Source organism: Pseudomonas sp. GW823-FHT04A03 (assembly GCF_058796615.1).
Window position 1 is genome coordinate 183301 of record NZ_JBXAIV010000001.1, and the last position, 26902, is coordinate 210202.

Annotated in this window: 22 protein-coding genes; 13 read left to right on the plus strand and 9 right to left on the minus strand. The window is 61.5% G+C overall.

The window, feature by feature from the left end; genetic code table 11:
- Positions 1–119: 119 nt before the first annotated feature.
- Entirely contained in the window at positions 120–389 is a 270-nt protein-coding gene (locus AC1Q9F_RS00800) for a FecR/PupR family sigma factor regulator (protein WP_207985963.1), read from the minus strand.
- A gap of 215 nt (positions 390–604) precedes the next feature.
- On the opposite strand from AC1Q9F_RS00800, the gene AC1Q9F_RS00805 reads away from it, so the two are divergent.
- On the plus strand, positions 605–2515 hold the full coding sequence (locus tag AC1Q9F_RS00805; RefSeq protein ID WP_492619312.1) for a tyrosine-protein phosphatase: 1911 nt from the start codon (positions 605–607) through the stop codon (positions 2513–2515).
- A 29-nt stretch (positions 2516–2544) separates the two neighbouring features.
- On the opposite strand, the gene AC1Q9F_RS00810 is transcribed toward AC1Q9F_RS00805, so the two are convergent.
- From AC1Q9F_RS00810 to AC1Q9F_RS00820, 3 genes are all read right to left on the minus strand, one after another.
- Positions 2545–3519 carry an AraC family transcriptional regulator gene (locus AC1Q9F_RS00810; protein ID WP_492619311.1) on the minus strand — a complete coding sequence of 325 codons (975 nt, stop codon included), beginning with the start codon at positions 3517–3519 and terminating at the stop codon, positions 2545–2547.
- Between the two features lie 166 nt (positions 3520–3685).
- Positions 3686–5368: an MFS transporter gene (locus AC1Q9F_RS00815; RefSeq protein WP_492619310.1), complete on the minus strand. Its 1683-nt coding sequence runs from the start codon at positions 5366–5368 to the stop codon at positions 3686–3688.
- Positions 5369–5597: 229 nt separating this feature from the next.
- Complete coding sequence (locus AC1Q9F_RS00820) at positions 5598–5981, minus strand: DUF6124 family protein (RefSeq protein ID WP_207985966.1); 384 nt, start codon at positions 5979–5981, stop codon at positions 5598–5600.
- Between the two features lie 464 nt (positions 5982–6445).
- On the opposite strand from AC1Q9F_RS00820, the gene AC1Q9F_RS00825 reads away from it, so the two are divergent.
- From AC1Q9F_RS00825 to AC1Q9F_RS00840, 4 genes are all read left to right on the plus strand, one after another.
- A complete protein-coding gene (locus AC1Q9F_RS00825) occupies positions 6446–6877 on the plus strand; it encodes an HhH-GDP family DNA glycosylase (RefSeq protein ID WP_492619309.1) in 432 nt (143 codons plus the stop codon).
- Positions 6874–7605 carry a DUF72 domain-containing protein gene (locus AC1Q9F_RS00830; protein ID WP_492619308.1) on the plus strand — a complete coding sequence of 244 codons (732 nt, stop codon included), beginning with the start codon at positions 6874–6876 and terminating at the stop codon, positions 7603–7605. Before AC1Q9F_RS00825 ends, AC1Q9F_RS00830 begins: the two co-directional genes overlap by 4 nt.
- 101 nt (positions 7606–7706) lie before the next feature.
- Entirely contained in the window at positions 7707–8087 is a 381-nt protein-coding gene (locus AC1Q9F_RS00835; protein ID WP_207985969.1) for a RidA family protein, read from the plus strand.
- Positions 8088–8360: 273 nt separating this feature from the next.
- Entirely contained in the window at positions 8361–10349 is a 1989-nt protein-coding gene (locus AC1Q9F_RS00840) for a peptidase U32 family protein (protein WP_492619307.1), read from the plus strand.
- 60 nt (positions 10350–10409) lie between these two features.
- Here the strand turns inward: AC1Q9F_RS00840 and AC1Q9F_RS00845 are convergent, their stop codons facing one another.
- Positions 10410–11720: an MFS transporter gene (locus AC1Q9F_RS00845; protein WP_492619306.1), complete on the minus strand. Its 1311-nt coding sequence runs from the start codon at positions 11718–11720 to the stop codon at positions 10410–10412.
- A gap of 369 nt (positions 11721–12089) precedes the next feature.
- On the opposite strand from AC1Q9F_RS00845, the gene yddG reads away from it, so the two are divergent.
- Positions 12090–13028 (plus strand): aromatic amino acid DMT transporter YddG, encoded by a 939-nt coding sequence (yddG, locus tag AC1Q9F_RS00850; protein ID WP_207985971.1) that lies wholly within the window; start codon positions 12090–12092, stop codon positions 13026–13028.
- Here yddG and AC1Q9F_RS00855 read toward each other — a convergent pair.
- From AC1Q9F_RS00855 to AC1Q9F_RS00870, 4 genes are all read right to left on the minus strand, one after another.
- Positions 12994–14148 carry an MFS transporter gene (locus tag AC1Q9F_RS00855; RefSeq protein WP_207985972.1) on the minus strand — a complete coding sequence of 385 codons (1155 nt, stop codon included), beginning with the start codon at positions 14146–14148 and terminating at the stop codon, positions 12994–12996. The genes yddG and AC1Q9F_RS00855 overlap by 35 nt on opposite strands.
- Positions 14149–14234: 86 nt before the next feature.
- Complete coding sequence (locus AC1Q9F_RS00860) at positions 14235–15470, minus strand: aromatic ring-hydroxylating oxygenase subunit alpha (protein WP_492619305.1); 1236 nt, start codon at positions 15468–15470, stop codon at positions 14235–14237.
- A 121-nt stretch (positions 15471–15591) separates the two neighbouring features.
- Positions 15592–16932 (minus strand): MmgE/PrpD family protein, encoded by a 1341-nt coding sequence (locus tag AC1Q9F_RS00865; protein ID WP_492619304.1) that lies wholly within the window; start codon positions 16930–16932, stop codon positions 15592–15594.
- 123 nt (positions 16933–17055) lie between these two features.
- The gene (locus AC1Q9F_RS00870; RefSeq protein ID WP_114882519.1) at positions 17056–18015 is read right to left on the minus strand and encodes a LysR family transcriptional regulator; all 960 of its coding nucleotides are present in this window, start codon (positions 18013–18015) and stop codon (positions 17056–17058) included.
- A gap of 366 nt (positions 18016–18381) precedes the next feature.
- On the opposite strand from AC1Q9F_RS00870, the gene AC1Q9F_RS00875 reads away from it, so the two are divergent.
- From AC1Q9F_RS00875 to AC1Q9F_RS00905, 7 genes are all read left to right on the plus strand, one after another.
- Positions 18382–19416 (plus strand): quaternary amine ABC transporter ATP-binding protein, encoded by a 1035-nt coding sequence (locus AC1Q9F_RS00875; RefSeq protein ID WP_492619303.1) that lies wholly within the window; start codon positions 18382–18384, stop codon positions 19414–19416.
- A gap of 51 nt (positions 19417–19467) precedes the next feature.
- Positions 19468–20421: a glycine betaine/L-proline ABC transporter permease ProW gene (gene proW, locus AC1Q9F_RS00880; protein WP_169430059.1), complete on the plus strand. Its 954-nt coding sequence runs from the start codon at positions 19468–19470 to the stop codon at positions 20419–20421.
- Positions 20422–20463: 42 nt separating this feature from the next.
- Positions 20464–21486: a glycine betaine/L-proline ABC transporter substrate-binding protein ProX gene (gene proX, locus AC1Q9F_RS00885; protein WP_192564685.1), complete on the plus strand. Its 1023-nt coding sequence runs from the start codon at positions 20464–20466 to the stop codon at positions 21484–21486.
- A 179-nt stretch (positions 21487–21665) separates the two neighbouring features.
- A complete protein-coding gene (locus AC1Q9F_RS00890; protein ID WP_085604594.1) occupies positions 21666–22982 on the plus strand; it encodes an NAD(P)/FAD-dependent oxidoreductase in 1317 nt (438 codons plus the stop codon).
- Positions 22983–23045: 63 nt separating this feature from the next.
- Positions 23046–24374, plus strand: coding sequence for an MFS transporter (locus AC1Q9F_RS00895; protein ID WP_492619302.1), 1329 nt, complete (start codon positions 23046–23048; stop codon positions 24372–24374).
- Between the two features lie 66 nt (positions 24375–24440).
- Complete coding sequence (locus AC1Q9F_RS00900; protein ID WP_492619301.1) at positions 24441–25343, plus strand: dihydrodipicolinate synthase family protein; 903 nt, start codon at positions 24441–24443, stop codon at positions 25341–25343.
- Position 25344: 1 nt separating this feature from the next.
- Positions 25345–26835, plus strand: a complete 1491-nt coding sequence (locus AC1Q9F_RS00905) for an aldehyde dehydrogenase (RefSeq protein ID WP_492619300.1) — start codon at positions 25345–25347, stop codon at positions 26833–26835.
- Positions 26836–26902: the final 67 nt, after the last annotated feature.

Consider the following 26902-nt stretch of genomic DNA (forward strand, 5'->3'; position numbering starts at 1 on the left):
CCCTGAATAAAGGACGAAGCTCGAGCGATGCGATTGTTCGTTCAGGCGATGCGGGACTGGGCAAGCCAGGGGGGGCGCAGCTTTACGTCAGATCCTCAACCCCAGCGTAACGCGGTGCATCAGCCACGTTGCGCCAGGTTGCGTTGAAACTCTTCGAAACTGCAGGGCAGCGTCGTGGCTTTGCGTTTTTTCGACTTTTCGCGCTCGTCCGGCAGTTGATCGCTCAATTCCCAGACCTCGAGCATCTTTGCGTATTCGAAGGCATGGCGCGGGTCGATCTGAATCCACTGCTGGAACGCCTGGCGTTCGTCGGGCGTGCAGGTTTTGTCTTGCAGGCGCAGGCACCAGTGCGCCGCTTGCGTCAGGATTTCATCATCTGCGTCGTTCATTGACGGGTTCCAGAAGGGGCGAAGACTGCAGTTTACGTGGGTGCTTGCAAAAAAAACGTCAAAGCACGGAACGGATTTAGTCGGCAACCACGGACAGAACGCGCGCGCGCCGGACAGATCGCGCCGCCATTTACGGTTTTCGAGGTTTTGCCATATTCAGTCACATTCCATTGTAGATAGTGGGCAGCCCAACCGGTTCCCAATGAGGCTGCATCGTGTTTCCACGTCTTCTGTGTTCGCTGTCCGTGTTGAGTCTGTCCATCGCCGCCGCCCACGCGGCCGAGCTTGATACCCCGCGCTTGAATGGCATCGACAATTTTCGCGATGTCGCCGGTATCACCACCGCTTATTCCACGGCCCATGACGGCACCATGCGCGCCGGCGTGTTCTATCGCTCCAACGCGCTGACGCCGACGGCGTCGGACCTCGCGACCCTCAACGGTCTGGGCATCAAGGCCGTTTACGACTTGCGTACCCCCAGCGAAATCGCCGGCACCCCGGACACGATGATCAGCGGCGCGACTTACCAGAACATCGACATCATCGGCGCCACCACATCGGGGGCGAACATCACCACGGTCTCTTTCAAAAGCGCGGCCGATGCGACTGCGATGATGCAAGAGACTAACCGCGCGTTCGTCAGCGACGCCGGCATGCGCGGGCAACTGGGTGTGCTATTCAACGAACTGGCCGGTGTCGATGGCGCCGCGCTGTTCCATTGCACTGCCGGCAAGGATCGCACCGGCTGGACGGCCGCGGTGCTGCAAAGCATCGCCGGGGTCGACAACGCGACGATCATGAGCAACTACCTGGCGACCAACGACTACACCGCCGACCGCGTGGCCAAGACCCTGGCGATGATGCCGCCGAGCATGGCGGCGATCTACGCGCCGCTGCTGGGCGTCGAGGCCAGTTATCTGCAAGCGGGCCTGGATCAGGTGACCGCGCAATACGGCAGCATGGACAACTACCTCAAGCAGGGGCTGGGCCTGTCCCAGGAAACCATCTATGTACTGCGCGGCAAAATGGTCGAGTACAACAGCCTGCCCGGTCAGGCAGGGCTGATCGGCAACGCCGCCGCTGGCGCGCAACTGTTGCAGGAGTTGCAGAACAGCAAACTCTCAGGCACCTACAGCGCCTACAACTACTACCTGCAATCGGCCATCGACGCCGGCACTCTGGGCGGTGTCGAGTCCACGGTCGGCGGTCAGGTGCACGCCGATGCCGCCAGTTATCTGCTGCGTCAGAACGCGATGATCGAACAGGCCTCCGCGCCATTCGCCAGCGGCACTGACCTCAAAGTCGGTCAATACCGGTTGTGGAGCACCGCGCTCGCCGGTTACCTCGGCACCGACGGCTCCGCCCATGCCCAAAGCAGCAACGAACACAGTCAGGGCCTGATGGTTGGCATCACGCAGCGTTTCTCCGAACAATTCAGCGCTCGCGGCGGCATCGGTTACAGCAAAGGCTCGGTGGGCGGCGCAGGCGGCGAGGCTGACACCGATTTCACCTTCCTCGACCTTGGCGCCCGTTATGGCTTCACCAGTCTGGAACGTGGCCTGTTTGTCGATGCCAACGTCAGCGCCGGTTACGTCGACTACGACAGCAAACGCGATCTCGGCGGTGGCCTCGGTTCGGCGAAGGGCGACACCCACGGCAATCTCAGTGGCGCGACGCTGGCGCTGGGGTATCGCATGCCGCTGAACACTGTGATTCTGGAGCCGAGCCTTGGCGTGCGGGTCAGCCGTCTGGACCTGTCGGGCTTTCAGGAGAAGGGCAGCGAGCTGGCTCTCAATGTCGATGACATTCAAGAAACCCGTCGCAGTGCGGTGGCCAATCTCGACGTCTCGTTCGCCCCGCTGCCGATGGGCGCGTGGCAACTGGTGCCGGGCGTGCGGGTCGGTTACGAGCATGTGCTCGGCGATCATCAGGTCGACAGCGAAGGGCAGCTGCTGGGGCTGGATATCGAACAGCGCGCGGCGTTCGACAACCGCGATCAGTTCAGCGGCGGCGTCAACCTGATGGCCAACCTCGGCGCCCTGAGCCTGGGCGCCGAAGTCGGTGCCAGCGGTGGCGGCGACAGCCACGGTTTCAGTGGCGGGCTCAAGGCCAGTTATCAGTTCTGATCAACTGAAAGTGAAGAAAAAGGACTGCCTCAGCGCAGTCCTTTTCGCATTTCAGCGGGGCTCACGCCGTAGGCATCCTGAAAGTACTGGCAGAACCGGCCGACATTGCTGAACCCGAATTGCAGGGCCACATCGGTCACCGATGACGATTGGCCTTGCTTCAATGCATCACAGGCGCGCTCCAGCCTGACCTGTCGTTGGTACGCGACAATCGAGGTGCCGACGAACCGCCGGAACCCTTCCTGCAACGCCCGCAGGCTGACGTTCACCAGCCCGGCCAGATCCGTTCCGCTGACCAGTTGCTCGGGATGCGCTTGAATGTATTCGATGGCCTGTTTCACATGCCGTGGCGCGATCTGCGCTTCGGGGCGGCGCAAGGCTTCGCTGAAGTTGTGCGGCCAGGCTTCGAGCACCGCGTCCACCAGCATTTCCCGCAGGCGTGACGGCATCAGCGAACCGGCGTTCAGCAGCAGATCGAACTCGGTGCCGGTGGCCAGATCGATCAGCGCACGAATGCCCTGAAACGCCGGGCTGTTCAGATCCACCCTCGGCTCGAAATGCAGCTTGTGCACGATCGGTCGGCCCAACAGCGATGACAATCGTTCGGTGAGCGCTGCGCGGCTGATCGACATGCCGTGCTGGGCGTGATTATCGACAAAACGCATCGAGCGCAGATCCGCCTTGTCGATGGCCAGCCCGATGTGCGGCAGGCCCAGGGATTCGGCCGAGTCATTGAAGATGATCCGGCCGGCGGTGGGAATCACGAAGGTGATTTCGTCGTAGGGCTCGGGGAACGCCACGGTGAAATCGCCCCGGTAGTGCATGCGCCGAAAACTGACCCCGTCATGCCGCCCGTAGACGCCGCCGATGATGATGTCCTTGGGCGGCGGCGGTGTGTCGCCATAACGATTGCCGAACATGCGGGAAAACAAAGCGCCGAAGTCATCGCAGGACATATCGGCGGATCTGAGGATGATGGTCTGGCGCGTCGGGCTTGAGTACACCGGGAAGGTCACCTTGGCAGTCGGGGCAAAGAGGCGCGAGGACGTTAGCAACCAAGAATGACAGTGACATGACACAAACGGATTACGTCGGGTGCCAGTGCGCCTTCAGAAACGAAGTGAGGCGTGCGTCGCCCGCTTCCTTGCAGAAGCGGGCAGCGCTCAATCCTCAGGTGTGATGGATATCCCGATCCTTGGTTTCCGGCATGAAGAAGATCCCGAGAATCGCCGTCATCACCGCAATCACGATCGGGTACCACAAGCCGTAGTAGATATCCCCGGTAGCCGCGACCATCGCGAACGCCACCGTCGGCAGGAACCCGCCGAACCAGCCGTTGCCGATGTGGTACGGCAGCGACATCGAGGTGTAGCGGATGCGCGCCGGGAACAGCTCGACCAGCCATGCCGCAATCGGGCCGTAGACCATGGTCACGTAGATCACGAGGATGGTCAGCAGCAGCAAGACCATCGGGTAATTGGTCTTGGCCGGGTCGGCTTTTTCCGGGTAACCGGCTTCTTTCAGCGCGGTCGTGAGGCCGGCAGTGAAGGCGTCGTTGCGGGTCTTGAAGTCGGCGGCCGGCAGGGTCGTGCCTTCGAAGCTTTCGATGACCTTGTCGCCGATGCGCACCTGGGCCACGGTGCCCGGTTCCGCCACCACGTTTTCGTACGGGATCGCCCGTTTGGCCAGGATGGTCTTCGCCAGGTCGCAGGAACTGGTGAATTTGGCCTTGCCCACCGGATCGAACTGGAACGAGCACTGGTCGGGGTTGGCGATCACCTTGACCGGGTTCTTCTCCTGGGCGATGAACACGTCGGGGTTACCGTACTGCGTCAGCGCGTGGAAGATCGGGAAGTAGGTCACCGCCGCCAGAATGCACCCGGCCATGATGATGCCCTTGCGCCCGATGCGGTCGGACAGGCTGCCGAAGATCACGAAGAACGGCGTACCGATCAGCAGCGAACCGGCAATCAGCAGGTTGGCGGTCTGCGGGTCGATCTTCAGGGTTTGCAGCAGGAAAAACAGCGCGTAGAACTGCCCGGTGTACCAGACCACCGCTTGGCCGGCGGTGCCGCCAAGCAGGGCCATGATCACGATTTTCAGGTTGTCCCAACGGGCGAAGGACTCGGTCAGCGGCGCTTTCGACGCCTTGCCTTCGGCCTTCATTTTCATGAACACCGGCGACTCGCTCAGTTGCAGGCGGATGTACACCGACACCGCCAGCAGCAGGATCGACAGCAGAAACGGAATCCGCCAGCCCCAGGCCTCGAACGCCTCGGTGCCCAGCGCCGTGCGGCAGGCCAGAATCACCAGCAGCGACAGAAACAGCCCCAGTGTCGCGGTGGTCTGAATCCACGAGGTGAAGAACCCGCGTTTGCCCTTCGGCGCATGCTCGGCCACATACGTCGCCGCACCGCCGTACTCACCACCCAGCGCCAGGCCTTGCAGCAGTCGCAGGGTAATCAGAATGATCGGCGCCGCGACCCCGATGGTCGCGTACCCGGGCAGGAACCCCACAATGGCCGTCGACACACCCATGATCACAATCGTGATCAGAAACGTGTGCTTGCGCCCGATCATGTCACCCAGCCGCCCGAACACAATCGCCCCGAACGGCCGCACCGCAAAGCCTGCGGCGAAGGCGAGCAGGGCGAAGATGAACGCCGTGGTCTCGTTCACCCCGGCAAAGAAGTGCTTGGCGATGATCGCGGCGAGTGAGCCGTAAAGGTAGAAGTCATACCACTCGAACACCGTGCCGAGGGACGACGCAAAAATCACCTTGCGCTCCTCGCGGCTGATGCTGTGGTTGGTGGGCGGCGCGCTGCCGGTGGACATGCTGTCGAGTACTGCCATGGGTGTTCTCCGTCGTGCTTGTTTTTGTAGGCCGGAGCACTTCATCAACGTCGCGTACCCGAGGCCTGTGGCGGATGCCGGATCAGGTGTTTCGTGGAGCGTGCACAGAATCACTGCCCCGCGCGGGAGGGCGGGGTTTTATTGAGCATAATTGGGATTGGGGGGATATCCAGTGGCGGGGATTGATCGACTGATGCAGGGGCGGCAGGAGAGACCTGCCGCCAAGGGTTTATTCCGTCGGCACGACGTTATCCAGCACCTGATTCACCGCCAGCTCCGCCAGCATCACGATCTGCGCGATGCCTTGTGCGGTCTTGCGGTGGGGGCCTTCGAGGAGGTCGACGAAGTTGTTGAGCATGACGTTGGCTGAGCCCAGGGTTTCGACGGCGTCGGCGAGCAGGGATTCGTTGTTGCTGGCCGGGTTGGCCTGGTAGAGGCGGTTGGGGTAGTAGGGCGCGGCCATCATGTGGGCTGAGATCGGGCCGAGGTGGTAGTCGAGGGCGCGGTTGGCGGCTTCGTTGAATCTTTTCGAATCAGGGCATTCGTAGGGGGAGGTTGGGTCGGTGATGCTGGCCGGTTCGGTGACCGGAGGATTCGGCGTGACTTTGAACATATTCATTCTTTTCCTGTTTTGAAGCCGCCAGACCCGAGCTACTAAACAGGGGTGGAGGCAGCTGTGCGCAGGTTAGTAGACCGGGGAAAAGAAGAAAGCCGGCGTGCCCGGGGGCACCCTACGCACAGCCACCATCAAATCCAGGTATGGGAATACCTGACTGACAGACACCTGTGCACTCTTCAAATACCAACGGGCTACTAAACCCGATCACTGGAAATCAGTGACCCGATCCAAGTTACCGGCCGACCCCAAGGCGCACAAGCCGGCGGATTCTGGCGTAGCGGTAGGCTCTGGCGCAAGGATTTGTAGGCATCCGGACGTATTCCGACATGTCTTTAAACGGCGCGATCCAAACCTGTTTATCGACCATCACCCAATGAGGAGAAGCCTGACGCTTTACGCGTCCAGGCCATTCGTCGCCAGCCTCGCACTCATCACGCCGACGCTCGCTCAAAAGCTGCATGACCAAAACCATCAGCGCCGAAGACTTGCATATCCGCCTCCACCCGTTGAGCGAATCAGCCCTGTTCAAATGGCTGCTCGCCAGTTTCCTGATGGGCAAACGAATCCAGGCCGAGATTGCCGCCGAAGCCTATCGAGTGATCGTTGAACGACACCAACGCGATACGCCGCGCAAACTCGGCCATTGCACCCATCGCGAACTGGTGCGGATGCTCGGCCAGGCGCATTACGTGCGTTACGACGAAACCACCGCCGAGCGACTGCTGGCGCTGGCTGCCAAATTGAATGAAGAGTATGCCGGGCGCGTAATGAACATGGTCGAGGCGAGCGCCGACCGTCAGGACTTCGAAAAGCGTTTGCAAGCCTTCGACGGCATCGGCCCGAAAACCGTGGAAATCTTCATGCGCGAAGCGGGCAAGGTGCTGTTTTGAGTGCGTCGGCGATCTTCATCGGCTGCGCGGGTTGGAGCCTGCCCCGCGAATACTGGCCGTCATTCCCGGAGCAGGGCACTCACCTGCAACGCTATGCCGCACACCTCAATGGCGTGGAAATCAACAGTTCCTTTTACCGTCCGCACCAACGCCAAACCTACGCCCGTTGGGCCGAGTCGGTGCCGGACGGATTTCGCTTTTGCGTGAAAATGCCCAAGTTGATCAGCCATGAGCGGCGCCTGCGGGACTGCGAACAGGAGTTCGATGCATTTCTTGAACAGTGCTCGGGGCTAAGCGATCGCCTGGGTTGTCTGCTGCTGCAGTTGCCGCCGTCGCTGGCGTTCGACGAAGCGCTTGCTGAGGCCTTTTTCGTCGAGTTGCGCCAGCGTTATTCCGGAGCTGTGGTGCTTGAACCGCGTCACGAGTCCTGGGCCGCCGCCGAACTGCTGTTGATGGCGTATCGCATCGCGCAAGCGGTGGTCGATCCCTCGCGGATCAGCACCGATGCGGCTCCGCATGGCTGGCCCAGCGTGCGTTATTGGCGGCTGCACGGTTCGCCGCGCATTTATTACAGCCCCTATGACTCGGCCTATCTGGAAAGGCTCGCCGGCGATTTATGGGTGGCGGCTATTGATGGCGTCGACACCTGGTGCATCTTCGACAACACCGCCAACGGCGCGGCAATCGGCAATGCGCTGGAACTGCGGCGGATACTGGCGCACAGCTGACACTCGATGTCCGGTCTTCCAACCGGCGAGTGTGTCTGTAAACTGGCCGCCCGAAACGGCGCGCGATGGCGCCGTCCTCACTGCCAGCGAAGGACTTTCCCATGGCCAACCAAGACATCACCTACACCCCGGATCCGGATGCAGACTCGATCTCTTCGGACGTCACCGAATTCAACGGCATCCTGATGTCGACCCAGATTCCGACCCGTGCCGACGGCAACCTGGAACTGGGCGACGTCACCGCGCAAAGCGAATGCACGTTGCAGGCGCTGAAAGTGGCGCTGGAAAAGGCCGGCAGTTCGATGGACCGTGTGTTGCACCTGACTATTTACCTGACCGACATGGCTGATCGCGCTGCGTTCAACGAGGTGTACAAGCGTTTCTTCGCCAAGCCCTGGCCGGTGCGTGCGGCGGTTGGCGTGGCGGCGCTGGCGGTTGAAGGGATGAAGGTGGAAGTGACTGCGATGGCCGCCAAGGCCTGATTCAGCCCCGTGACACTTCTTCCTGTGGGAGCGAGCTTGCTCGCGATAGCAGACTGTCAGTTGATGAAGATGTTGACTGATCCACCGCTATCGCGAGCAAGCTCGCTCCCACAGGTTTTTTGGGCGTTTCCGGGATCTGTGGCAAGCCAGCTCCAGGGATTGCGATGCTCCCGGAATTGTCGGCAGCTGCCACCCGGCAGCACAGGCGTGCCGCCCACGCGTTTCGCGGCTACAATGCGCGCCTCGACCGTGACAGCCTGACTAAAAAAACATATGTCCTTGCCCAAACATCACCTGGAACTGCTCAGCCCCGCCCGTGACGTGGCCATCGCCCGCGAGGCCATCTTGCATGGCGCCGACGCGGTGTACATCGGCGGCCCGAGCTTCGGTGCGCGCCACAACGCGTGCAACGAGGTGAGCGAAATCGCCGAACTGGTGGAATTTGCCCGTCGCTATCACGCGCGCATTTTCACCACCATCAACACCATCCTGCACGACAACGAACTGGAGCCGGCGCGCAAGCTGATCCATCAGTTGTACGACGCCGGCGTCGATGCGCTGATCGTCCAGGACCTGGGCGTGATGGAGCTGGACATTCCACCCATCGAGCTGCACGCCAGCACCCAGACCGACATCCGCACCCTTGAGCGGGCCAAGTTCCTCGATCAGGCCGGTTTCTCGCAACTGGTACTGGCCCGTGAACTGAACCTCAAGGAAATCCGCGCGATCGCCGATGAAACCGATGCCGCTATCGAGTTCTTCATCCACGGCGCGTTGTGCGTGGCGTTTTCCGGTCAGTGCAACATTTCCCACGCGCAGACCGGGCGCAGCGCCAACCGGGGCGACTGCTCCCAGGCCTGCCGTCTGCCGTACACCCTGAAAGACGAAAAGGGCGGCGTGATCGCCTACGAAAAACACCTGCTGTCGATGAAGGACAACAACCAGAGCGCCAACATCCGCGCGCTGGTCGAGGCCGGTGTGCGTTCGTTCAAGATCGAAGGTCGCTACAAGGACATGGGTTATGTGAAGAACATCACCGCCTATTACCGCCAGCGCCTCGACGACGTGCTCAACGACCGTCCCGACCTGGCCCGCGCCTCCAGCGGCCGCACCGCGCACTTCTTCATGCCGGACCCGGAAAAGACCTTCCACCGTGGCAGCACCGACTACTTCGTCAGCGAGCGCAAGATCGACATCGGCGCCTTCGATTCGCCGACCTTCACCGGTCTGGCAGTGGGCACGGTCGAGAAAGTCGGCAAGCGTGACATGCAGGTGATCACCCACGAGCCGCTGTCGAACGGCGACGGCCTCAACGTGCTGGTCAAGCGCGAAGTGGTGGGTTTCCGCGCCAACATCGCCGAAGCCAAGGGCGAGTTCGAGGAAGAAGGCGAGAAGCGCTACCGCTACCGCGTCGAGCCGAACGAAATGCTGGAAGGCCTGTACAAGCTGCGCCCGAACCACCCGCTGAACCGCAACCTCGACCACAACTGGCAGCAGGCCTTGCTCAAGACCTCCGCCGAGCGTCGGATCGGCGTGAGCTGGCTGGCGAAGTTGCGTGAAGAGCGTCTGGAACTGACCGTGACCAGCGAAGAGGGCATCAGCGCCAGCGTCGCGCTGGACGGCCCGTTCGGCGTCGCCAACAAACCGGAACAGGCGCTGGACACCTTGCACGACCTGCTCGGTCAGCTCGGCACCACCGAGTACCACGCGACCTCGATCAAACTGGATGCGCCGCAGGCGTTCTTCATCCCGAACTCGCAGCTCAAGTCGTTGCGCCGTGAAGTGATCGAAGCGCTGACCGCCGCCCGTGTTGCCGCCCACCCGCGCGGTTCGCGCAAGGCCGAGACCACGCCACCGCCGGTGTACCCGGAGGCGCATCTGTCGTTCCTGGCCAACGTCTACAACCAGAAGGCCCGCGACTTCTACCACCGTCATGGCGTGAAGCTGATCGACGCGGCGTACGAAGCCCACGAAGAGGCGGGCGAAGTGCCGGTGATGATCACCAAGCACTGCCTGCGGTTCTCCTTCAACCTTTGCCCGAAACAGGCCAAAGGCGTGACCGGCGTGAAAACCAAAGTCGCGCCGATGCAGCTGATTCACGGCGATGAAGTGCTGACCCTGAAGTTCGACTGCAAACCGTGCGAGATGCACGTGATCGGCAAGATGAAGGGCCACATCCTGAATCTGCCGCAGCCGGGCAGTGTGGTGGGGCATATCAGCCCTGAGGATCTGATGAAAACGATCCCGCGCGCGCCGCACTGATTAGCAGGCAATAAAAAACCGGTGACGAAAGTCGCCGGTTTTTTTATGCCCGCCAGAAACTCAACTGGCTTCGTAGCGCGATCCCGTTTGCGGCGCCGCTTCGCCACTCAACGCATCAACCATCGGAGGATGCTCCTGCGCCGCCTGACGCAGATCCTCGGTCACCCGCAGCTCGGCGCCAGTTGGCGAGAACGTCGCTGCCGCCGCAAACGGCGCCGGGTTGGCCGGCACCGGACGCTTGCCGCGACGCCAGAAGAAGAACGTCACCATGGCCAGGTTGACCAGCGCAAAGGCCCAGAACAGGCCGGTTTCGCCGTGGGCGTTCATCGCCGGCGAGATCAGCAGCGGGCTCATCGCCGAGCCCAGCGAATTGATCAGCAACATGCCCTGAATCATCGGCACCAGGGTTTCGACCGGCGCACGGTCGGCAGCGTGGCTGACCGCAACCGGATACAGCGCGAACACGCCGCCGCCCAACAGGAACAACATCGCCGCGAGCAGGGCCGAGGACAGCGGCACCAGCACGATCACCAGCGACAGCACGGTGCACGCGGCGCACAGCTCGGTCAGCACTTGCAGGCGATCCTTGCGGTCGGACCAGCGCCCGACCGGGTATTGCAGCAGCATTGCGCCGAGGATCGTCCAGGCCATCATGCTGCCGACTTCGCCGACGTTCAGGCCGATGCGTTGCAGGTACAGCGGCAGCAGGGTGTAGATCGCCGCGATGGTGACGCCGGAGCCGAAACAGCCGACCAGCCCGGTGGGCGACACGCCCAGCAGCGCTCGAGGCTTGAGCGGTTCGACCTGTTCCAGCAACGGCGAAACGCGCGGCAGGATTACGATCGGCAGCACCGACAACGTCGCGAGCATACCGGCGACCATGAACGGCGCGGTGTCGCCCAGACCGGTGATTTTCCCCAAAAACGCCTGACCCAGCACGCCGGCGCCGTAGAGGACGATCATGTACAGCGCCAGCAGACGGCCGCGAATCTTCGCGTCACCGGCCAGCAGCAGCCAGCTCTCGATCACCAGAAACACGCCGACCGTGGCCCAGCCGTTGATCAGGCGCAGCACGACCCAGCCCCAGGTGTCATAAAACAGGCCTTGCAGCAGGATGGTCGCGGCGATCAGCGAGGCGAAGCTGCTGTAGGCGCGGATGTGGCCGATGCGCAGGATCAGCCGATCGTTGAAGATCGCGCCCAGGGTCAGGCCGGCGAAATAGGCCGAGGACACGATGCCGATCATCGTCGCCGATTCGCCGGCAGCGCCCAGGCGCAGGGTGGTCAAAGAAGACAGAAAGCCGTTGCCCAGGGCAACGATGAATAGCCCGAGCAGGGGCGCCAGCGCCATGGCCAGCAAACGCGGTGTCATAAAAACCTCAAGTGATCGAACAGCGGAACGTGCGCCTCTGCGCATGCGAGTGCCAAGCCGAAGTGTGTTGAAGACAAACGACCGCCGAACGGGCAGGACGATTGAGCCAGGCTGACTTCGTGAAGTGGCCGGCTGTTCAAACCTGAGGGTTGTCATGGCTGCGGGCAGGCGCCGTTCGGGCGACTGCAAGAGGAGGCGCGATTTTAAGCCTTGTGTGGCGTTTGCCAAGATGCCGGGCCTGCGACGTTGGGACGCAGGCCGGATCGATAACGGCAGCGCATTCATTGCCCGGATGAAAAGTCGCTGTATCGATCCGGTTTCCCTCGTTAGCCTGTGCGGTCGAATCGCGATGTTGATCCAGAGGCAATGATGCAAATAAGAGGCGAGCGCGCCGCCACGGCGTGCGGGCTGTTGGCGATTGTGTTGTGGAGCACCGCCGCCGGGTTGATCAGGGGCGTCAGTGAACATTTCGGCCCTCTGGGCGGGGCCGCGATGATTTACACCCTGGGGGCAATCCTGCTGGTGATGTTTCTCGGGCGACCGCGCCTTCGTTCCACGTCAACACTCTATCTCCTGCTCGGCAGTGGGTTGTTCGTTGCGTATGAGGTGTGCCTGTCTTTGGCGCTGGGGTTTGCCAGTGACCGGCAACAGGCGATCGAACTGGGCGTGGTCAATTACCTGTGGCCGTGCCTGACGGTGGTGCTGGCGATCTTCATGAACGGGCAGAAAACCCGCTGGTTCATTGTTCCCGGCAGTGCGCTCGCGCTGTTCGGCATCCTCTGGGTGGTCAGCGGTCAGGGCCTGTCGCTGCCGGGGATCATCGCCAACGTCAATTCCAACCCGCTGAGTTACAGCCTGGCGCTGGCCTGTGCGATCACGTTTGCGCTGTATTGCAATGTCACGCGCCGCTATGCCAACGGGCAGAGTCTGGTGGTGCTGTTTTTCCTGCTGACGGCCATTGTTCTGTGGGTGAAGTGGGGCTTCAGCAGTGAACGGATTTCTGCCTTCACGCTGGGCAACTCCCTCGAACTGATCGCTACCGGCATCGCCATGGCCGGTGGTTATGCGTTGTGGAACATCGGCATCCTGCGCGGCAACCTGACCTTGCTGGCGACCGCATCCTACGGCGCGCCGGTTTTGTCGTCGGCGTTCGCCGCGCTGTGGCTGGGGGTCAGTCTGCAGATGCAGTTCTGGCAGGGCGCGGTGCTGGTGACCGCCGGATCGCTGCTTTGCTGGTACGCGACCCGGCAACGGACGACTACCCCGGCGCAGGTCATTGAACCTTCAGTAAACGACCGGCATAGCTGACAAACAGCAACAGAACCACCAACCCGCTCAAAGCAACGGTCAGGGTGCTGAGGTGAGCAACCATGCCAATGAAGGCCGGCCCCATCAGAATGCCCGCGTAACCCATGGAGATGATGGCCGGAATGGCTGCCCGCTGGGGCATGTGTTGCTGGCGACCGGCGGCGGTGAACAACACCGGGACGATGTTCGAGCATCCTGCCCCGACCAGCGCATAGCCGAGCAAGGACGCTTGCCAGCTGTCAAATCCCAACGAAATCGCCATGCCCGCTGCCGCGCAAACACCGCCGAGTGCCAGCACTCGCACGCCGCCCAAGCGACGCACGATCGCATCGCCGGTCAGGCGCCCGATGGTCATGGTCGTTGCAAAACACGCGTATCCCAATCCGCCGTAGCTGGGCTCCATGCCTCGATGAGACGCGAGAAACACCGCGCTCCAGTCCAGCATTGCGCCTTCAGTCAGAAAAACGATGAAGCAGAGGCTGCCCAACAGCAGCACGATTCCCCGTGGAACCGCGAACAAAGGCCCATCTCTTTCGGTGCCATAGGGCAGCAAGCTCGGCGCGGCCTTGTACAGGGCCGCGAGAATGATGGCGACCAGGCACAGAACACAGAGCAATGGCGCCAGGCCCAGGCTGAGCATCGCGGTCATCGCCACCGCACCCGCGATACCGCCCACGCTGTAGAGCCCATGAAAACCGGATTGCAGGGTTTCGCCGCTGTTCTTTTCAACGATGATCGACTGAATGTTGATGGCGCAATCGAGCATGCCCATGCTCGCGCCGAACAGCAGAACGGCAAGTGCAAGCCCGGGCAGCCAGGCCAGATGACTCAGGATCGGCAGCACAGCGCACAAGGCAAGGGTCGAACAGATGATCACCGGGCGGCAGCCGAAGCGCGCCGTCAGATACCCGGCAAAGGGCATCGCCACGATTGAGCCGATGCCGAAGCCCAACAGCAGCAATCCCAGGCCGCCATCGTCCAGGCCAGTGCGCGCTTTCACCAACGGCACAAGCGGCGCCCACGCCGACATGACGATACCGGTGATCAAAAACGTGATGCGGGTAGAAAGGCGTTCGCCGTCATTGGCGTTGATTGCCAAGGCGGGCGTAGAGGCAGACATGGAGGCTGACATCCTTATCGATGGGGTTGTGGTTCAGAAAACGTCGGCTCTTGCGTTGCAGGAGCCGACGTTGCAACGAGGAGCTGTCAGCCCACGGACTTCAACGGAATCGGCCCCTTTAACCGGTCCAGCATCGTGGCGCAGTACCAGTCATCGAACTGGCAGACGCCGGTTTCCGCCGTTTCCGAGTACGGCCCCGGCTCATAGGACGGGGACGTCACGCCACGCTGGGTGCCTTCGACCAGTGTGCGGTCCTGATCGTTGGTGGCGATCCAGACTTTGGTCAGGCGTTCGAGGTCGTAGTCCACGCCTTCCACCGCCGTGTCGGGCACCAGCCATTTGGTGGTGACCATGGTTTGCGTGGCGCTGATCGGCAACACGCGGAAGCTCAGTGCATGGTCGCCGAGGAAGTGGTTCCAGGTGGACGGGTAATGGAAATAGAGCAGGGCGCCGATGTCCGGCTCGGTGGTTTTGTCCAGCCGCCCGTTCACCGCAGGCTTGCCGTCCATGGTGTAGCTGACAGCACCCGACGACAGCGGGATGCGGGTCATGCGGTACTGACCGTTGATGTCCATCACCAGACGGCTTGGCAGTCCGGCTTTTTCGCAGGTGTTCCAGTAGGCCGTCAGGTGCGGATCATCCTCGCCGCCAGCGCCGCCCACGGACGGATTGTCGACGTAAGACTTCAGCAGTTCGGGATGGGAGCCGTCGCAGTGGTAGCACTCGCGGTTGTTCTCGAACACCAGTTTCCAGTTGCCTTGTTCGATGATGGTCGACTCGAACGCCACTTTGCAGTTATCGAGGTAATGCGGGGCAATGAACGGGCTGACGGCCTTGCGAAAGCCTTCGAAGTCCGGCGCCTTGGCGGCGACGCAGACATAGATGTAGCTGTGCACGATCTCGCAATGCACGGACTTGAGGTTGTATTGGGTCTTGTCGAAATTCTGGCCCATGTTGCCGGCGTACAGCAGGTTGCCGTCCAGCTCGTAGGTCCACTTGTGATAGGGACAGACCATTTTCGCGACCTTGCCGTGCTCGTGTTCGCAGATCTTGGCGCCGCGATGGCGGCAGGCGTTGTGAAACGCCCGGACTTCGCCATCCTTGCCGCGCACCACGGCGACCGGGTAATCACCGATCTGTAGAGTGAAGTACTGGCCGGGTCTGGAAATTTCGAAGGTGTGCCCGGCGAAAATCCAGTCCTTGTGCCAGATCTGCTCGAGATCCTGGCGATAGACGTTTTCATCCTTGTAGAGGGCGCCCGGCAGCGAATGCCAGGGTTTGCGCTGGGCGATCAGGTCAACCACGGTGTCTTTATTGTTCATTGTTATCCTCGTCATGCGCGTTATGGCCGGACCCGCTCGGGGGCGACGATAGTCAGCAGCCTAGCCGCGCCGGGAATGCCGTCACAAACGACATTTCCTGCGGGCAATCGATGCGTTGCGGTTATGGGTGAGGGCGTCCGAAGATCGGCTCAAGCGTGGCGATGGCCGACGGAGACTGGCCCAGATTGCGAATCGCCTGTTTCACCGCGAGGCTGCGTTCAAGGCCGAGGCTTGAGGCGAACAGGTCGAACTTCTGCTCCAGTTCTTCGCGGCTCAGGGCCGTTTCGGGATCGCCGCGTGCCGCCGTGATCGGGCTGACGAGTACGGTGCCGTTTTTCAGGGTGACGGTGACGCGCGAGAGGATTTCATTGGGGAATCGCGCGGAAATATCGGCGGCTTCGACGATCTCGATGCGTGTGCTCAAGGCTCGAATGTCGGCGGCGTGGATGGATTCGCCGGTGACTTCGTCCGGCCCGAGTTTGCCCCTGACGATCAGTGCCGCCAGCGGAAAGGCCAGGGCGTATTGCGCCTGATCGGCATCCGCCGGAGTGTGACCTTGCAGGCACATCGATTCATAGAAGGTCTCTACGCGGATTGTCTCGATCGCGTCAGCGTTGAGCCCGGCGTTCTCCTGTTGCAGTTGCAGCATCGCGGTCAGCGCCGGTTGCGCCCAACGGCACACCGGCCAGGGTTTGAAATACTGGCTGTCGATTTCCCAGCGCTGGCCGAGGTCAAGCCAGTGCTCGGCGACCGAGGCGTCCTCGACGGTTTCGGCCGGCGCGCCGGTCACGCCTTCCTTGGCCATCAGCAGCGCATTCAAACCGACAAACGCGCCGCTGCCGTGGGCGTCGCGCAACATGGTCGGAAAGGCGATCAGGCGCATCATCGGGCAACGGGCGCTGAAGTACTCGGCGATGCCCAAGGCATGGCGAAAGGTCGGCTCGTCAAAACCCAGTAAACGGGCGCCGGCGCAGACCACACCAATCGCCGAGAAACCGCCGGACGCGTGGTAGGTCGGGGAGGTCGCCATCAGCGCCGTTCCGGCGCGCAATCCGGTTTCATAACCGAGGCACAACGCGCTCAACAGTTCATGCCCGCTAATCTCGTTGCCTTGGTGATGCAGGGCATCGGCGAGGGCGAGCAGGGCCGGCACCACGGTCGCGCCGGCGTGCCCCTTGGATCGGAAGTGACCTTCGTGGGCATCGAGGCTGTCAGCGGAAAACCCGCCGGCCCAACCCGCGCCCAACAGGCTCACACGCTGACCGTCGAACAGCAGACGGCTGCCGCACTCGCCGGCGGGATAGTGGGAAACGGCGAAACGGCGCAGCGCCACACTCGTGTCGTTGGACGCGGCACCGGCCATGACGCCGACGATATCCAGCAGGCTGTTTTGCAGGATCTCCCGGGTCTTGGCCGGGGCCTGGAGGAAATCAAAGTCGCGGCAGAATTCGTAGAGTGACATTCAACAGTTCCTTCCTGTGAGGGGAACCGGCCAGATCCCGGCCGGCGCCGCTCCACAATGAGTCAGGAAGGTTGTGCGGCTCCAACGACATTTTCGTCGGGCAATTGATAACCAAATCGATGGTTAGCGGCGGGGAAACTTCGACAGGATCCACTCGCGAAACCGCCGTAGCGCGTCTTCGTTGTCGGCGTTTTCGCGGCAGCTCAGGTAATGCCAGCTGTTGCGCAGCTGCACTTCCTGCTCGATCGGACGCACCAGCAAACCGCGCTGCAACAGCGGCGCAACCAGATGATTCCAGCCCAGCGCGATGCCCTGATGGGTCAACACCATGCTGATCAGCAGGTTGTAGTCGTTGGCGTTGAAAATCTGCGGACTGGTCGCCGGGCGGTCGTCGATGTCGATGGACTGAAACGCCAGCCACACGCCCCAATCGACATGCTCAGCCACTTGCGAACGACCGTAAGGGCTGAGGTTGAGCAGGGCCGAATCGCGCACGCCTTCGATGGTGGCGATTTCCGGGTGCTGCTCCAGATACTGCGGCGTGCACACCGGATAGATCAGGTCATGGCACAGCGGGTAGCTGCGATAGCCTTCGCGGATGCGCGAAATCTTGGTGATGAACACATCGGGCTGAACGCCCGGTTCCATGGTCAGGAAGTTCTGGGTGGTGATCAGGTTCAGCTCGATGCCTTCGCTCTGGGCGAAAAACTCCGGCAAATGATTCGACAGCCACAGCGCAGAGAACGCCGGGGAGCAGCAGATGGTCAGCACCTTCTTGACCGACTGACTGCTGCGGATGCGCTCGGCGGCCTGGGCGATGTTGACGAACGACAGCTGCGCGGCATCGAAGAACAGCGCGCCCGCCGAAGTAAGCTCAACGGCCCGCCCGACGCGGGTGAACAACTGCGCCCCGAGGTAGCTTTCCAGCTCGCGGATCTGCCGGCTGATCGCGGCTTGCGAAACGCACAATGCTTCGGCGGCACGGGTGAAACTCTGGTACTTCGCGGCCGCGACAAATGCCTTTACGGCCCTCAAGGACGGCATCTTCAGCAAGATGGTGTCTGGGTCGACATGCTTGGTCATCTGTACGGCCTCCTCACGATACGGCTCCCGGGCGAAGCGCGACGAGGGTAGCCCAAGCCTGCGCGCAGGGATACGCCGGCGTCGCAGCAAGGATAGTCGCGGTCGCTGGCAGGCGATGGCTGCTTCAAACGGGGGAGAGCGGCGGAATCGATAACCCGACGTTATCAACATGTCCCTGTAAATGTCGTTGGATTAAGCAGGGGGATGCTAATAAATTTGAAATGTCCCTCGTTCCTGGGGTCCCAAAAATAATAAAAGGAAACCCGTCGTGACGACATATAACTATTACCGCTGCCGCTCAAAACCAGTTTCGCTCGATTGCATATTGTTTGAACCCGAATATGCACTACGCGATGGAGGCAAGGTATGACTCGCTCCGACGAAATAATTTGCGTAAAGAATGTTTATAAAGTCTTCGGTACTCAGCCAGCACTGGCCATGAAGTTGATCGAAGAAGGCGCATCGAAAGCGGAAGTATTCAAAAAGACCGGCCAGGCCATCGGTGTGTTCGATGCCAACTTCTCGGTCAAACGAGGCGAGATCTTTGTCATCATGGGTTTGTCGGGCTCCGGCAAATCGACCATGGTTCGACTGTTCAATCGCCTGATCGAACCGACCTCCGGCAGCATCTTTCTCAATGGCCGGGAAATCACCGGCCTGGGCGACAAGGACCTGCTGCAGGTGCGCCGCAAAGACATGGGCATGGTCTTCCAGTCGTTTGCCCTGATGCCGCACATGAGCGTCATCGACAACGTCAGCTTCGGCCTGGAAATCAGCGGTGTCAGCGAAAAGGAACGCTACTGCCGGGCCATGGGCGCCCTTGAGCAAGTCGGGCTTTCCGGGCAGGAAATGTGCTTTCCTCATCAGCTCTCCGGCGGCATGCAGCAGCGGGTCGGCCTGGCCCGGGCGCTGGCCAACGATCCGGCTATCCTGCTCATGGACGAAGCGTTCTCCGCGCTCGATCCGATGATCCGCAGCGAGATGCAGGGCGAGCTGATCAAGCTTCAGGCCGAGCAGGATCGCACCATCATTTTCATCTCCCACGACATTGAAGAAGCCGTTCGCATCGGTCACCGCATCGCGATCATGGAGGGCGGGCGCGTGGTGCAGATCGGCACGCCCCGTGAGCTGCTGTGCAACCCGGTGAACAAATATGTCCGGGACTTCTTCAACGGTTTCGACACCAGCCGGATATTGCGCGCAGGCGATATCGCACAAACCGATTCGGGCATTGTTTATGAGCCGGGTCGTCAAACTCCGATAAAGGCCGACGCTTCCTTGCGCGAGATTTTTCACCTTGTTGCGGCTTCATCTACACCAATGCCGGTAGTCGATGAAGGTGGACTTTATAAAGGGTCGATCTCGCAAGGGCATCTTTTAAGTTGCCTGGGTAATAACTGAGCTTCTGTTAAACAAGAATGATCACGCAGTAAGCAAGTGCGAGGTAGCGTCATGTCCGACTTTAACTTTCTGGATCCCTTCCAGAGTTTGAATATTCCGCTGGGATCGTGGGTTGAAACCGCCCTTAAATACCTGGTGCATAACTTTCGGGATGTGTTCCGCTCGATTCGCTGGCCGGTCGATCAGGTGCTCGACGGCGTCCAGTGGGGGCTGCTTTCGCTGCCGCCGACGGTGTTCATCATCATCGCCGGGCTGATCAGCTGGCAGATCGGCGGTAAACGCATCGCGATCTTCAGCGTGGCAACCCTGACCGGGCTCGGGCTGATCGGCGTGTGGAACGACGCCATGGTCACCCTGGCACTGGTGCTGACCTCGCTGTTGTTTTGCGCGGTGATCGGGATTCCGCTGGGCATTCTCTGCGCCCGCAGCGACCGCACGGAAATGGTCATCCGCCCGGTGCTCGACGCCATGCAGACCCTGCCGGCGTTCGTGTACCTGGTGCCGGTGGTGATGCTGTTCGGCATCGGCAACGTGCCCGGCGTGATTGTCACGATCATCTTCTCCGTCGCGCCGCTGGTGCGGCTGACCAACCTCGGCATCCGTCAGGTGCCGGCGGACAAGGTCGAGGCGGCGCGCGCCTTTGGCTGCACACCGATGCAGATGCTGATGAAGGTTCAATTACCGCTGGCCGCGCCAACCATGATGGCCGGGCTGAACCAGACCTTGATGCTGTCGCTGTCGATGGTGGTGGTCGCCTCGATGATTTCGGTCGGCGGGCTGGGGCTGATGGTGCTCAGCGGCATCGGTCGCCTCGACATGGGCCTGGCCAGTGTCGGCGGAGCAGGGCTGGTGTTGCTGGCGGTGTTCCTCGATCGCCTGACCCAGGCCATGGGTGAACGCAGCGCCGATCTGGCCACCGGGCAGCGCTGGTATGAAAGCGGACCGGTCGGCCTGGTCATGAAGTTGAAGAAAAAGAAGAACGTTGCTCGCGCGGTTATTAACTGAACCTTTCTGCTCACCGATTAAAACTCCAAAGCGTGGTGAAACATGAAACTGGCAAATCTCAAGAAAAGCGTCGTGGCAGGTGTGGTTGCTTCAGTCATGGGCACGATCCTGTGTTCGGCAGCGTTCGCGGCTGACGCCAACAAGCCCGGCGCCGGCGTGTCGATCACGCCGATTTTCCCGACCATCGCCGAAGAGCGCTTTCGCGGTGAAGTGGTCGTGGCCGGGCTCAAGGAACTGGGCTACGACGTCAAGCAGCCAAAGGAGACCGATTACCCGGCGATGTTCCTGGCGCTGTCCTACGGCGACGCGGATTTCACCGTGCATGAGTGGGAGCACCTGCACGAAGCGTTTTATGAAAAGGCTGGCGGCGATGACGTGATGGTCAAGGTCGGGCAGATCATGAAAGGCGTTTTGCAGGGTTACCTGATCGACAAGAAAACCGCAGACGCCTATCACATCAAGGATCTGTCGGATTTGAAGAAGCCGGAGATCGCCAAGCTGTTCGACAGCAACGGTGACGGCAAGGCCGACCTGACCGGTTGCAACCCGGGCTGGGGCTGCGAAGTCATGGTCGAGCACCACATGAAGGCCTACGGCCTGGAACCTACCGTCGTCGACAACCGCGGCTCGTACTTCGCGCTGATGGCCGACACCATCGCCCGCTACCAGCAAGGCAAACCGGTGCTGTTCTTCACCTGGGTGCCGCAGTGGATTTCCAGCGTGCTGGTCGAAGGACGCGACGTGGTCTGGCTGCCGGTGCCGTACACCGACCTGCCTGACGGCAAGGAAAGCAAGGACACCTTCTACGAAGGCAAGAACCTCGGCTTCCCGGTGGACACGGTCAACGTTGTCATGAACAAGGAATTCGCCGAGAAGAACCCGGTGGCCCGCAAGTTCCTCTCCGAAGTCAGCATCAGCACCGCCGACGAAAGTGCGCAAAACCTGAAGATGCAGCAGGGCGAGAAGTCCCTGGCCGACATCAAGCGCCACGCCGCCGAGTGGATCAAGGCCCACCAGCAAAGTTACGACAGCTGGCTGAGCGATGCGCGGGCGGCGGCCAAGTAAGCGGGTTGTTCGCTGGTTCGAGTGACGGTTATCCAGTGGCGCAAAACGCCGGGCGACAAGCCGTCATTCAAACCCATTCATTTACGCAACTTTGATGGCTGTTTTCATTCAACGCGATTCCGCGCGTTCGCTTCGTGTCGGGTTCGATTTGTCATTTCAACATTAAACGGTTCAACACTATGAAAGTCAGTTCGCTGCCCGCCGATGATGACAGCTGTGGCTGGTTCCACCTGAGCCGGCCGCGCAGCCCCGAGCCCGGCCATCGCGGACACCGTTCGGCGCGTTGGGTGGTCGTGGGTGCCGGCTTCACCGGGCTGGCGGCGGCACGCCAGCTCGCGCTGAACTTCCCGGACGATGAAGTGGTGCTGATCGAAGCGCAGGAAGTGGGGTTGGGGCCGTCCGGTCGCAACGCCGGTTTCGCGATTGATCTGCCCCACGACATCGGGGCCGAGGACTATATCGGTGATATCGATCTGGCCCGGATCAGTCTGAAGCTGAACCTGGAAGGTCAGTCGATCCTGCGCAATCTGGTCGATCAGTTCGGTATCGATTGCCAGATGAAAGCCTGCGGCAAGTATCAGGCCGCCGTGGAAGAACGCGGGATCGCGGTGCTGGAAGCTTATCGCCGGGGTCTCGACAAACTCGGTCAGCCGTATCAGATGATCGAGGCCGAAGAATTGCCCGAGCATCTGGGCACCCGTTTCTACCGCAAGGCGTTATTCACCCCCGGCGCGGTGCTGGTTCAGCCGTCGGCGCTGGTGAAGGGCCTGGCGGACAGTTTGCCGGCGAACGTCACCCTCTACGAGCGCACGCCGATTCTGGAAGTGGAATACGGCGCCAAGACCTTGCTCAAGCACGCTCACGGCAGCATCACCGCCGACAAACTGATCCTGGCCAACAACTCGTTCGGCATGCGCTTCGGTTTTCTGCAGGGCCGCATGTTGCCGATCTACACCTACGCCAGCATTACCCGCCCGCTGACCGAAGAGGAGCAAGCACGTCTGGGCGGCAAGCCGTTCTGGGGCGCGATCCCGGCCGACCCGTTCGGCACCACGGTACGGCGCACCCCCGACAACCGTTTGCTGATCCGCAACAGTTTCAGCTTCAACCCCGATGGCCGCAGCAACAGCAAATACAACGAGCGCTTCGTGCGCCGGCACCGCGCCTCGTTCGATCAGCGCTTCCCGATGCTGCCGGGGGTGAAGTTCGAATACACCTGGGGCGGGGCGCTGGCCATGTCGAGGAACCACAACGGCTTCTTCGGCGAACTGGCGCCGAACGTTTACGGCGCGCTTGGCTGCAATGGCCTGGGCGTCACCCGTGGCACGGTCACCGGCAAGTTGCTGGCCGACTGGCTGGCCGGGGAGCGCGACGGCTTGATCGATTTTCTGTTGCAGGCCCCGGGGCCGACGGGCAACCCGCCCGAACCGTTTCTGTCGCTGGGCGTGAACATGAACCTGAAGTGGGGGCAATACCGCGCCGGCCGCGAAAGTTGAACGCTCATCGCCCGCCCTGCGCGATGAACTGAAGTAGCGATGCACTGAATACAAGGACAAGAAATGAACAACGTTGCTGTATCAATCGAGGACGTACCGCTCAATGGTTTTCATCGTCTGCTGACGATCCGTTCGGCCGGTGGCTCCTTTGTCGACGGGTATGTTCTGAGCATCATCGGTGTGGCGCTGGTGCACATGTCCAGGTCTCTGGCACTGGACGATTTCTGGGAAGGCATGATTGCCGCCTCGGCACTGATCGGCATTTTCTTCGGCGGTTTTCTTGGCGGCTGGCTGACCGATGTGCTGGGGCGCAAGCGTCTGCTGTTTGTCGGGCCGACCCTGTTCATCGTGGCCTCGCTGGCGCAGCTGTGGGTCGATTCGGCGGCGGCGCTGTTCTTTCTGCGGCTGCTGCTGGGAGTGGCGGTCGGCATCGAGTACCCGGTGGCGACCTCGCTGCTGGTCGAGTTCATGCCGCGCAAGTATCGCGGCCCGCGTCTGGCGACGCTGACGATCATGTGGTTCGCCGGGGCTGCAACGGCGTATGTGGTGGGCGAGCTGATGTTCAAGCTGTGGGGCTCCGATGCCTGGCGGCTGGTGCTGGCCAGCGCGGCGATCATCGGCGCCATGCTGTTTCTGGTGCGCATCGGCACCCCCGAGTCGCCGCGCTGGCTGCTGAGCAAGGGCCGCGCCGCCGAAGCCGAGGCGATCATCAAACAGGTCTACGGCAACGATTTCTCCCTGGCCAATCTCCCCGAACATCGCGTGGGCGAGAAGCTGACGATCTTCAACCTGCTGCACTCCGGCTACGGCAAGCGCATGTTGTTTGTCGTGGTGTTCTGGACCTGCTCGGTGGTGCCGCTGTTCGCCGTGTATGCCTTTGCGCCGAAGGTGCTGGCCGCGCTGAATCTGCAGGGCGACTGGTCATCCCTGGGATCGGTGGCGATTACCTTGTTCTTTGTCATCGGCTGCGTGATTTCGACCCGGATCATCAACCGTGTCGGCCGACGCAATCTGCTGATCTACAGTTTTCTCTGCTCGGGCCTTGCGCTGCTCGGGCTGGCCGTCGGTCACGCCGGGCCCAATGCGCTGGTGCTCGCCTTCTTTGCCGTTTACGCCTTGTTCATCGGCGGCGCCCAGGTGCTGACGCTGGTGTACCCCAATGAACTGTTTCCCACGGAAATCCGCGCCTTCGCGGTCGGTGTCGGCACGTCACTGTCGCGCATCGGCGCGGCGGCGGGGACTTATCTGGTGCCCGTTTCCCTGAGCACGCTGGGCATCGCCCAGACCATGTACATCGCGGCGGCCGTCACGTTGGTCGGCCTGGTGCTGTCGTGGGTGCTCGCGCCGGAAACCCGCTCGCTCAACCTGCAACAGGCTGCCTCGCTGAATTGAACCTTGCCCGGGCCATACCGGCGTCGGGCAACCGCATTGAACACTGTAATCACTGGAGAAAAACCTATGAACTTTGACGGCATCTTTACCCCTGCCATTACGCCTTTGTCCGCCGATGGCCAGATCGATTATTCGGCCTTCGCCGAAGTGGTCGAATACCTGATCGAGTCGCGGGTTCACGGCATCGTCATCGGTGGTTCGACCGGCGAGTACTACGCCCACACTACTGCCGAGCGGCTGAAAGTGGCCGAGCGCGCCAAGGAAGTGATCAACGGCCGTATTCCGCTGGTGATCGGCACGGGCGGTATCCGCACCGAAGATGCGGTGGCTTTCGCCGAGCACGCCAAGTCGATTGAGGCCGACGCAATTCTGGTGGGCTCGCCGCCCTACGCCTTGCCGACGCAAAAGGAAATCGCTGCGCACGTGCTGGCCGTGGACAAGGCCGCCGGCCTGCCGATCATGCTCTACAACTATCCGGCGCGGATGGGCGTAGCGATGGGGCCCGAATTCTTCGAGGCGATTGCCGGCTGCAAGAACATCGTCGCGATAAAGGAAAGCTCCGGCGACACCGCCCAGTTGCATCGTCTGGCGCATTCGCATCCCTCGATCCAGCTGTCCTGCGGCTGGGACGACATGGCCCTGGAGTTCTTCGCCTGGGGCGCGCGCAGTTGGGTTTGCGCCGGTTCGAACTTCATTCCGGCCGAGCACATCGCGCTCTACGAAGCCTGCGTTCTGGAGAAGAACTTCGACAAGGGCCGGCGGATCATGTCGGCGTTGTTGCCGCTGATGGATGTGCTGGAAAGCGGCAAGTTCGTGCAGTCGATCAAGCACGGCAGCGAACTGGTCGGCCTGCGGGCCGGTGGCGTGCGCAAGCCGATGCAGACGCTGGAAGCGTCCGAGAAGGAAGTGCTGGAAAGCGTGATCAAAACCCTCAAACAGAATGTGGCGCGCATCGTCGCGGAGGTTTGAAATGGCCGATCTTCTGAGTCAAGCGCAATACCGCGAGTTGGCAGCGAAGCTTGAGTTTCGCAATCAGGCGTTCATCAACGGCGAATTTCGCAGCGCGCTGTCCGGCAAGACGTTCACCACGACCAACCCGGCCACTGAAGCGGTGTTGACCGAGATTACCGCCTGCGGTGCCCAGGACGTGGACGTCGCTGTCGCCGCCGCCAAGGAGGCGTTCGAGGACGGACGCTGGCAGGGCCTGGCACCGTCGGCGCGCAAATCGGTGTTGCTGCGGTTCGCCCAGTTGCTGGACGACCACTCCCATGAACTGGCGGTTCTGGAAAGCCTGGACAGCGGCAAACCGATCCGCGAATGCCAGAACATCGACGTGCCCGAGACGATTCATACCCTGCGCTGGCACGCCGAGCTGATCGACAAGATCTACGACTCGACCGCACCGACCGGTAACGGCGCGGTGACCATGGTCGTGCGCGAGCCGATCGGCGTGGTCGGCCTGGTGTTGCCGTGGAATTTCCCGCTGCTGATGCTCGCGTGGAAGATCGGTCCGTCGCTGGCCGCTGGCTGCTCGATTGTGGTCAAACCGGCCAAGGAAACTACCTTGAGCACCCTGCGTGTAGCCGAGCTGGCGCATCAGGCGGGGATTCCGGCCGGTGTGTTCAACGTGGTGCCCGGCGGCGGCAAGGAGGCGGGCGAACCGCTGGGCCGTCACCCGGACGTCGCCATGGTCAGCTTTACCGGTTCCACTGATACCGGGCGGTTGTTCCTCAAGTATTCCAGCGAATCCAACCTGAAACGCATCGTGCTGGAGTGCGGCGGCAAGAACCCGGCGGTGGTGATGAACGATGTCGAAGACGTCGATCTGGTTGCCCAGCACGTGGTCAACGGCGCGTTCTGGAACATGGGCGAAAACTGTTCGGCCTCGTCGCGGCTGATCGTGCATTCGGACATCAAGGACGAATTGCTCCAGCGCGTGCAGGTGCATCTGGCCGACTGGAAAATGGGCGATCCACTGGACCCGGAAAACCGTCTGGGCTCGATGATCAGCAAGGCGCATTTCGAGAAGGTCCGTTCATACCTCGACCATGCCCGGGACGAAAACCTGTCGGTGCTGGCGGGGGGCAACACGGCCGATAACATCTTCGTCGAGCCGACAATCGTCGATGGCGTCAGCCGTGACAGCCGTCTGTTCCAGGAGGAAATCTTCGGCCCGGTGCTGAGCGTGACCACGTTCACCTCCGTCGACGAAGCGATCAGCCTGGCCAACGACACGGCTTATGGCCTGGCCGCGTCGGCGTACACCGGCAGCTTGCGCCATGCGCTGAAACTCTCGCGGGGGATCCGCGCCGGCATCGTCACCGTGAACTGCTTCGGCGAAGGCGATGCGTCGACGCCTTTCGGCGGCTACAAGGAGTCGGGATTTGGTGGGCGTGACAAGTCGATCTGGGCCCATGACCAGTACACCGAGCTGAAAACCATCTGGATCGACGCGTCCTGATTCATCGCGGTTTTTCGCAGGTCACTTTCGCCCCGATCGGTACGCACGTACCGGTTGGGGCGAATTG